Genomic DNA, 2577 nt, shown 5'->3' with positions numbered 1-2577 from the left:
CCGGGATTGGAGCAGTTCTGACGGTGAATGGTTATTCCTCTTCCTCTCGTCGTGTAGGCGATGATCTTATCTCCCGGAACAGGATGGCAGCATTTGGCATAATGGATCATTAAATTATCGATCCCGCCGATCTTCACACCTCTGGCAACTTTCCTTTCCAATGATCCGTCCGGCAGTTCTTCAAATACCGGTTCTTCTGGGATTGGATTTTCTTCAACCTGTTTTTCTTCGATTATTTCTTTGATTGACGCAAAGAGAATATCGCCTTTTCCGATTTGAGCAAAAAAAGTTTTGAAGTCATTGATCTTAAACCTTCTGGCAATTTCGAGAATATCTTCTTCATTTTTGAATTTATAATGGATCTTGCGGCAGTTCTTCAAAAAAATATCTTCCCCGAGTTGGATCGCATCATCGAGTTCTTTATGCCGGAAATATGTCCTGATCTTCTGCTTTGCTTTGGAAGATTTCATAAAGGAAAGCCAATCTTTGCTGGGATGTCCCTGCGGAGATGTCAGCACTTCGACCACATCTCCGGTATGCAGTAAAGTCCTGATGGGAACGAATTTTCCATTCACTTTTGCTCCGATACAATGGAATCCCACATCAGTATGCACCGCAAAAGCCAGATCAATGGGAGTTGCATGTTTCGGCAGTTTGATAAAATCACCATCCGGTGTCTGGACAACAATAATGTCAGGATAAAGATTCAACTGCATAAAATCCATAAATTCATCAGAACTTTTTTCCTGCTGCAATAGTTTCCGAATCCAGACGATCTGGTGATGATATGATTTTTCCGGAATGGTTTTTTCCAATTTTTTCTGATAAACTTTATCGGAAGAATCTTTCAATTCTTTATAATGCCAGTGAGCAGCAATTCCTTCTTCTGCAATGATATTCATCTCTTTCGTTCTAATTTGAACTTCCACTTTTCTCGCATTAGGTCCGATCACAACCGTATGTAATGACTGATAATTATTCGGTTTTGGACGGGAAATGTAATCACGAAATCGCTGTTTGATCGGTTCAAATAAAGTCTGTATAGTACCCAGAACTTCATAGCATTCCTCGACTTTTTCAACTATTATCCTGATGGCAGCAAAATCATAAATATCTTCATAATCCAGATTTTTCCTGACCTTCTTCCGGTAGATGCTGTAAAAATGTTTACTTCTGCCAAAAACTTCTGCTTTAATCCCATCTTCATCTAAATACTTTTTCAAAGGTTCGACCACTTCCCTTATATAAGCATCTCTCTCTTCTTTTTTCTGGCTGATCACTTCGTTGATATTTTTGTATTCATCAGGATACAGATATTTAAAACTCAAATCTTCCAATTCCCATTTGATCTTTGCCAGACCGAACCTGCTGGCAAGCGGAGCATAAATATCGAGAGTTTCCTGCGAGATCCTTTTGATCTTTTCCTGATCGAGATATTTGATCGTCCGCATATTATGGAGTCTATCTGCGAGTTTGATGAGAATTATGCGAATATCTTCTGTGATGGAGATGAGGAGTTTACGAAAATTTTCCGCCTGCTGTTCTTTTCTTGATTTATGGGTTTTGTAATGATATTTTTTTAGCTTGGAAACTCCTTCCACCAGATCTGCGATTTCCGAACCGAATGCTTTGGAAATGTCTTCATAAGTGTATTTTGTATCTTCGATAATATCATGCAAAAGTCCGGCAATAATTGTTGGAGCATCCATATTCATGGACGCCAGAATGCAGGCGACATTTGCAGGATGCTCCCAATAAGGTTTTCCCGACTCTCTCATTTGTTCTTGATGAGCATTTTTAGCGAAAAGAAAAGCATTTTGCAATGAAACCTTTTTCATCAAAGACAGATCAATATCATCTCTGATAGATTTTATCTCATTTATAAATTTTTCCAGATCAATATCCTCTTTTATCATCTCACCTGATTCCCTGAAATTATTTTTCTTTTTTAGATATTTTTACTTCCAAAAAAGGTCAACTAAAATGTATGAGAAAAAAAAATCTTTACACTTGAGAATAATTAACAACAAAGACTCAAAGGCACGAAGAGTAAAAAAGAAATACCTGATAAATAATTGAGCAAGACCTGATCTACGCTTCATCACAACAGGTTGTAAAAGAACAGGGAAAAATCGTTTATGCATGTTGTAACAACTTCCAAGAAAGGAAAGGAATATGACCGGAATCATTCTTGCCGGAGGCAATAATAAAAGGATAAAACTCGATAAAGCTTTCCTTGAGTTTCCTTGCGGGAATAAAAATGAAAAACCTTTAATAGAAATTATTTTGAATAAATTCAGAAAAGTTTTTGATGAAATAATCATTGTAACGAATTCACCTGAAAAATACAAGCATTTTGGAGTCAAGTTAGTTAAAGATATTTTTCAGAACAAAGGTTCTCTTGGAGGTATTTATTCAGGATTGGAGAATTCCTCAAGTGATTATAATTTTATCACAGCCTGTGATATGCCGTTTCTTAATATTGATCTAATGAAATATGTGAATAGTTTTCCTCGAAATTATGAGATATTAATTCCTAAAACAAAATCCGGTTATGAAACCATGCATGCTATTTAT

Annotated in this window: 2 protein-coding genes; one reads left to right on the top strand and one right to left on the bottom strand. The window is 36.5% G+C overall.

Annotated elements, in window-relative coordinates; translation table 11 throughout:
• Positions 1 to 1916, bottom strand: a 1916-nt coding sequence (locus tag ENL20_10340; protein ID HHE38955.1) for a bifunctional (p)ppGpp synthetase/guanosine-3',5'-bis(diphosphate) 3'-pyrophosphohydrolase, incomplete at its 3' end; no start/stop codon positions are given.
• A gap of 259 nt (positions 1917 to 2175) precedes the next feature.
• Between ENL20_10340 and ENL20_10335 the strand changes: the two genes are divergently transcribed.
• On the top strand, positions 2176 to 2577 hold a 402-nt coding region (locus tag ENL20_10335), incomplete at its 3' end, for a molybdenum cofactor guanylyltransferase (protein HHE38954.1).

The organism is Candidatus Cloacimonadota bacterium (genome assembly GCA_011372345.1).
In the GTDB taxonomy this organism is placed as follows: Bacteria; Cloacimonadota; Cloacimonadia; order Cloacimonadales; family TCS61; genus DRTC01.
Note: the sequence above shows the minus strand (reverse complement) of the source record. Positions and strands in the feature narration are given on the sequence as shown.